General features: G+C 44.1%; 5 protein-coding genes and 2 rRNA genes. 1 reads left to right on the top strand and 6 read right to left on the bottom strand.

Features of this window, described 5'->3' with window-relative positions:
* Positions 1-5 precede the first annotated feature (5 nt).
* Positions 6-689 carry a DevA family ABC transporter ATP-binding protein gene (locus I8751_RS09590; protein ID WP_214438938.1) on the top strand — a complete coding sequence of 228 codons (684 nt, stop codon included), beginning with the start codon at positions 6-8 and terminating at the stop codon, positions 687-689.
* A gap of 36 nt (positions 690-725) precedes the next feature.
* Here the strand turns inward: I8751_RS09590 and I8751_RS09595 are convergent, their stop codons facing one another.
* The 6 genes from I8751_RS09595 to I8751_RS09620 all read right to left on the bottom strand — a co-directional run.
* Entirely contained in the window at positions 726-1,748 is a 1,023-nt protein-coding gene (locus I8751_RS09595; RefSeq protein WP_214438939.1) for a serine/threonine protein kinase, read from the bottom strand.
* Positions 1,749-2,036: 288 nt separating this feature from the next.
* On the bottom strand, positions 2,037-2,927 hold the full coding sequence (locus I8751_RS09600; protein ID WP_214438940.1) for an alpha/beta fold hydrolase: 891 nt from the start codon (positions 2,925-2,927) through the stop codon (positions 2,037-2,039).
* 184 nt (positions 2,928-3,111) lie between these two features.
* Positions 3,112-4,848 (bottom strand): precorrin-3B C(17)-methyltransferase, encoded by a 1,737-nt coding sequence (gene cobJ, locus I8751_RS09605; protein WP_214438941.1) that lies wholly within the window; start codon positions 4,846-4,848, stop codon positions 3,112-3,114.
* Positions 4,849-4,937: 89 nt separating this feature from the next.
* A complete protein-coding gene (locus I8751_RS09610; RefSeq protein ID WP_318780307.1) occupies positions 4,938-5,342 on the bottom strand; it encodes a hypothetical protein in 405 nt (134 codons plus the stop codon).
* Positions 5,343-5,353: 11 nt separating this feature from the next.
* Positions 5,354-5,471, bottom strand: a 5S ribosomal RNA gene (gene rrf, locus I8751_RS09615).
* A gap of 129 nt (positions 5,472-5,600) precedes the next feature.
* Positions 5,601-6,510 (bottom strand): 23S ribosomal RNA (locus tag I8751_RS09620); the annotation flags it as partial.

The following is a 6,510-nucleotide window of genomic DNA, read 5'->3' on the forward strand; positions in this document are numbered from 1 at the left end:
ATTGTATGACTCCCTCCCCCACTGTGACTGTCACTAACCTCAACCATAGTTTTGGACAGGGGACATTACAAAAACCCGTGTTAACTGATATAGATTTAGCAATTTACCCAGGAGAAATTGTAATTCTTACAGGCCCTTCAGGTAGTGGTAAGACAACTTTACTCTCACTAATTGGGGGTTTACGTTCGGTACAAAAAGGAAGTTTGAAAATATTTAATCAAGAACTCAGAGGTTGTACTAAAAAGCAGTTAATACAAGTTAGAAATCAAATCGGTTTTATCTTCCAGCATCACAATTTGCTCAAGTGCTTGACGGCTTATGGTAACGTGCGAATGTCCTTGAAACTACACCCAGAGATTCCCAAATATGAATATCGCCAAAGGGCTGTAGCTATTTTAGATGCAGTGGGATTAAACGATCGCATAGACTATTACCCAGAAAAATTATCAGGGGGACAAAAGCAAAGAGTTGCAATCGCGCGCGCTTTAGTTGCTCAACCTAAATTGGTCTTAGCAGATGAACCCACCTCATCATTAGATAGTAAAACTGGGCGGGATGTAGTTGATATTATTCAACGCCTTGCTCAAGAAGAGGGTTGTTCTGTTTTACTTGTAACTCATGATGTGCGTATTTTAGATATCGCTGATCGCATTGTTCACATGGAGGACGGACGGTTACAGGATGAATGAATATCACGGGCGTTGCTGAATCGGTACATGATTTACTTAAAGATGACAGTCTTGACATTGACTGATTTCCTGTAGCTGTTGTACTGCACCATCTTGCTGAGAAAGTATCAAAGTTGTTGCTGCCACTGCAAACATCCCAATAATGGCTAGTCCTAGCATAGTAGTTCGTTTGCTAAATGCGATCGCAGCAATTAAAGTTTCTATAGTTGTGACACTACCAGTTACCTGAATAGGCTTAATTACTTCCAAGGCAGCAGCAGCAGTGGCATAACGATGATTCCACTTAGGTTCTACCATTTTCATCAACCACGACCTGAAACGTGGATTCAGTTGAGGAACTAATTTTTGACAATTGAAGCGATTGCGCTCATCAATTAATTTACCAGCATCGATAGAACTAGTATCAGTAAGTAAACAAATCAGTGTTACGCCCAAGCTATATAAATCTGAAGCTTGGGTGAGAGAATAACCAAGATATTCCTCTGGCGGCATAAAACCTGGGGTTCCTGCTGCCAAGCTACTAAAAGTAGTTGTCGCTTTCTGTGTCTGAGCCAAACCAAAATCAACTAGATAAGCATTCAGGTGTTCGTCAACTAAAATATTCTCTGGTTTAATATCCCGATGGATAATTGGGTCAACTTGCTGTTGTAGATAAACCAAAATTTCTAAAATTGACAGAGCTATTTGCTTGATTTCTTCTGGGTTAAAGCTGCGACATACCCCTAAAGATGGAGCGTTTTTATACTCCTGCACTAAATAAAAACCCGTTGGTGTTTCAAAAGAACTTATATAACGAGGAATACGGGGATGATTAATGGTTTGCAGAATTTTAATTTCACGTTCATAAGCTTTCAAACCAGACCAGTCAGTTCCTGTACTAGCAAGATTAAATTCTTTGATTACCACCTGTTGATGAGATTTCCGGACATTAGCTAGGTAAGTAATGCGTCCCCCTTCCTGATTACGTCCTAGTTCTTGAATAACTTCATAGCCTAGCTCGGAAAAATCTGGATGGTAACTTAAGGGAATTTCCCTTTGATTACGCATATCAAGCTCCATTACACACACCACCTGAGTCTGATTTTGTCAATACGCAATTAAAAAAAGTAAAAGGTACTCAGCCAGAGTATTAACTGCATTTCTACCCTGCCTACACAAAGATGTAAGCACAATGTACTTTTGAAGGAACATGGATTTATTAATAGACATCTCCTAATGCCAACTGTATTAGTGAAGGCGTAATCTACCTTTTAGGATTGTTCAATGCACCTTATTCAACCCATGTTCCTTAGTGTCTTTGCGTCTATCTACAGTAAGACGCTCAAAATGCCTTTATAGTCGTCGTAGTCACATTTGGCTTAACCAATCAACTATCTGGGCATTGACAACATTTGGAACCTCATCGTGGGGACAATGACCAGCATTAGGAATGGGAACAATTTTGATCTCTTTGCCATTCTTATAAGCCTCCTCGTAAATCTTGGCTCCAGTAATTGGTGTCCAAGGATCATCAGCACCCCAAATTACTAATAAAGGACGTTCTACTTTCGGCAATAGTTCCTCTGGAGTTGGGCCAGGGGGTGCTGTGAGGATAGATACGAAAACTTGCTGCGCTCCCGGATCACAAGAGGGAGTATAAAGTAAATCAACTAATTCATCAGTTACGGCTGTGCGATCGCGGTAAACTTGATGCAGGGTACGGCGAATTTGGGCTTTTTGGCGGATGCGGTTAAAGACAAATTTACCTGTTATCGGCGATCGCACGACTCTATTAAAAGCTGCCATCACAATCCGTAACGGTGGGTTCAATTCGTGGGGACGATGGCTTAATCCACCAGCTGAGTTAATTAAAACACCACCAGCCGCAATTTCTGGATGTTCTGCTAGTACCATTAAGCTCAGAAGTGCGCCGATAGAATTGCCGATAAATACGGCAGGTTCTTGAACGTGTGTGGAGCAAAAATCTTTCAAAAGTTCCACCCACACTTCCACGCTGTAATCAATTGGCGCTTTGTCGGAACCACCAAAACCTAAAAGATCAAGGGCAAAAACCTGGTAGCCAGCATTTGCCAAAACGGGAATATTTTTACGCCAGTGACCAATAGAAGCACCAAAGCCGTGAACTAATACCAGAGGTTTTCCTGTACCCATGACAGTGTATTGAATTTTGTAACCTTGCCAAGTCCAAAAAAGTTTTTCTAAGGTACTTGAAGGTAACTGCTGTGTGGTTCCAGTCATTGTTAATATTCGTAAAGTATGGTTCTCTATAGTATTGTCTCTGAACTTGCAGTGATCTCCGTCGGTACTATTGATTGTATTACAACACTACTTCCATGAAATCTGTGAGAAACAGTATTTTCTCTGGAAATTTTTTTTGACACAGCCAACTTGGGCGATCGCTTCTCAAAGCCTCAGCAAATACTCATGCATTCTTGCCTTCAGTGTAACGACGAGGCGTATAAACAGAAATCCTGTCATCGCCGCGTTGAATAATCCGAGTCTGTGTTGAACCAACAAGAATAATAGTCCGCATATCAGCGACATCTGGCGCTAACTGTTCAAGAGTAATCACTTTAACTGTATGCCCTGGTCTACCAACATTCTTTGCCAATACTACTGGAGTATCAGGTGTTCTATATTGCAATAAAATATTTCTAGCTGCTGCTAGTTGCCAGGTGCGTTCTTTGGAAACTGGATTGTAAAATGCGATCGCAAAATCAGCACAAGCAGCGGCAGCGATTCGTTGTTCGATAATTGACCAAGGTTTCAAGATATCCGACAGAGAAATCGCACAAAAGTCATGTCCCAAAGGAGCGCCAATCGCAGCCGCCGCAGCTTGCATTGCTGATATCCCTGGTGCAACATGAATATCAATACTGTTCCATTCCTGTTGGGCATGGTGATCCAGTACCTCAAAAATTGCTGCTGCCATTGCATAGATACCAGGGTCGCCAGAGGAAACCACTGCGACATATCGCCCCTCTGCTGCTAAATCCAGTGCCATCCTTGCCCGTGCAATTTCTTCGCGGTTATCTGACTCATGCCGTTGTTTGCCATAAGCAAGAGAACCGACTAAATCTAAGTATGTTTTATACCCTACTAAGTCAGTAGCAGACTTGAGTATTTCCTTCACTTCCGGAGACATCCACTGTGACCAACCAGGGCCTGTACCCACAATTGCTAAGCGTCCCCTTGGCTGACCTATAGTACTGGGGTCGATTACTTGGGGGGCAATCGCGATCGCTAGGTGGGAAAATGAAGAGGTGAGGAGATGAAAAGATGTCCCTGTTGCAGCGATCGCTGCTGCTTGGGCAGGGCTATAACCTTGTGATAGCAGAGTCTCTAACTCATTTGAAGTAAAAAAGCGTGTGGGCACTCCCAAGGCATCAGCAATAGCGTTAATGGCTGGGTTAGTTGCCATAGCTAAAGGTGCAAATATCCCTGCTACAGATGTAGGAGCTAGTTCGGCATCAGTAAGTAACTGTTGTACTGAAGCTACATCAACAGTATCACTAATGGCGATCGCTATAGTTGCTGGGTGATACACAAGGCAATTGGGTGCAAGTGTCACCGAGCATTCCGTAACCCGGATGGTTAAACTTCCGTTAGTGTCTATGGGTAGTTGACTATTACTCAACCACGATGCCATCCCCTCCAACTTCACTTGCGCTCCAGCTAGCAAATCCGAGATAAATGTCTTCGCATCATCCGGGTTGGCTAAATGGTATCCAGGAGGAGGCGATAACAGCGCAGTGCAGAAACGCAGATCACCTGTAGTTGTGATTGCAGCTTTAACATCAAGTACCTCAGCAATACGGCGTGCTAAATCGTTTACCCCATTAAGTCCACCCAAAAGAGGAACCACAGCACTACCATCCTCAGCAACAGCTAGTACTGGCGGTTCCTGCCGTTTATCTGAGAGCAGAGGTGCTAATGTCCTGATCAATATACCTGCTGCACAAATACCAATCAGTGGCCTTCCCTCCACGAACAATTCCCGCAATGTATCACCGAAATTCGTAAAACTCACATCAACCTCAGAAGTGCGACCCGCCAAACCATATAATGTCGCCCCTGGCAAAACACTCATCATTTTGCGGGCTATTGCTACACTATTTTGACCCAGCACTGCAATAACGGGTGCAATCTTTGTCGTCATAATAATTTTTAAACCTTAATAGAATCTACAGCAGCTCGGTAGATAATTACTCTTAGTCAAAGGGAATTACTAAAATGGTGAGTTAACCCTCAAGACTTTTTAAAAAAACTGCATATCAATTCACCAGGGTCGTTTTGTCCAAATGACACAACAGTTCTGTCTCGTTTCACCTTGACTCGTTCACGACAGTTGTAGACTTCATTAGGATTTTTCACTCCATCCACACTAACAGATGCTCTGTATTCCCAATAATTTTTGGCACTGCGGTTAATACTTAGGATACAAATAATATGATCATTGTAATTACGACATACAGATGGAAAAGCCGAAAACACCACTGTGTTTATAAGTATTAATAGCAGGGCAAGGGGAACATATTTCCTCATGCTCGTATTTCCAAAACCAACCACTAAGTGAATTGCCAATTCGCTATCAGCAAATCTCCCAATAAGAAATACCAAGGTCATACTAATAGCATAACCTTGGTATTTCATTAGATAAACAGACCTGGCATCGAGCTATTTTTGCGTAGGGCTACCCCTAAACTATCGTCGCCGCAACAGCGTTTCACCTCTGAGTTCGGGAAGGGTTCAGCGTGGTTCCACCGCGCAATAGACACCAGGAAAACCTGATGGGAATTAAAAATTAAAAATGTAAAATTAAAAATGACTTTTGAAATTTTACATTTCTAATACTTCACAAAACCCTGAAGACTGCAAGTAACGCGAATGAATTGGTAACCAAATGTTTGAGAGGTCAAGCCCTCGGTCTATTAGTACGGCTCGGCTGCATACATTACTGCACTTCCACCTACCGCCTATAAACGGGTGTTCTGCCCGTGACCTTACCTACTTAACGTAGTGAGAGCACTCATCTTGAGGTGGGCTTCCCACTTAGATGCTTTCAGCGGTTATCCGCTCCGCACTTGGCTACCCAGCGTTTACCGTTGGTACGATAACTGGTACACCAGCGGTGCGTCCTTCCCGGTCCTCTCGTACTAAGGAAGGCTCCTCTCAATGCTCTTACGCCTGCACCGGATATGGACCGAACTGTCTCACGACGTTCTGAACCCAGCTCACGTACCGCTTTAATGGGCGAACAGCCCAACCCTTGGGACGTACTTCCGCCCCAGGTTGCGATGAGCCGACATCGAGGTGCCAAACCTCCCCGTCGATGTGGACTCTTGGGGGAGATCAGCCTGTTATCCCTAGAGTAACTTTTATCCGTTGAGCGACGGCCATTCCACTCTGCGCCGTCGGATCACTAAGGCCTACTTTCGTACCTGCTCGACTTGTCGGTCTTGCAGTCAAGCTCCCTTTATGCCTTTACACTCGTCGCACGGTTTCCAAGCGTGCTGAGGGAACCTTTGCGCGCCTCCGTTACCTTTTAGGAGGCGACCGCCCCAGTCAAACTGCCCACCTGAAACTGTTCCCTGACCGGCTTACGGTCATGGGTTAGAATTCTAGCTTCGCCAGAGTGGTATCTCACCGTTGGCTCCATATTCCCCACAAGGAATACTTCAATGCCTCCCACCTATCCTGCGCAAGCGAAGCCCGAACACAATTCCAGGCTACAGTAAAGCTTCATAGGGTCTTTCTGTCCAGGTGCAGGCAGTCCGTATCTTCACAGACATTCCTATTTCGCCGAGTCTCTCTCTGAGAC

Source organism: Atlanticothrix silvestris CENA357, assembly GCF_016056295.1.
In the GTDB taxonomy this organism is placed as follows: Bacteria; Cyanobacteriota; Cyanobacteriia; order Cyanobacteriales; family Nostocaceae; genus Atlanticothrix; species Atlanticothrix silvestris.

Bases quoted from the DNA above. Each gene is read 5' to 3' on its own strand.
- I8751_RS09590 (WP_214438938.1), top strand. From the start codon at position 6: ATGACTCCCTCCCCCACTGTGACTGTCACTAACCTCAACCATAGTTTT.
- cobJ (WP_214438941.1), bottom strand. From the start codon at position 4,848: ATGACGACAAAGATTGCACCCGTTATTGCAGTGCTGGGTCAAAATAGT.
- I8751_RS09600 (WP_214438940.1), bottom strand. From the start codon at position 2,927: ATGACTGGAACCACACAGCAGTTACCTTCAAGTACCTTAGAAAAACTT.
- I8751_RS09595 (WP_214438939.1), bottom strand. From the start codon at position 1,748: ATGGAGCTTGATATGCGTAATCAAAGGGAAATTCCCTTAAGTTACCAT.
- I8751_RS09610 (WP_318780307.1), bottom strand. From the start codon at position 5,342: ATGAAATACCAAGGTTATGCTATTAGTATGACCTTGGTATTTCTTATT.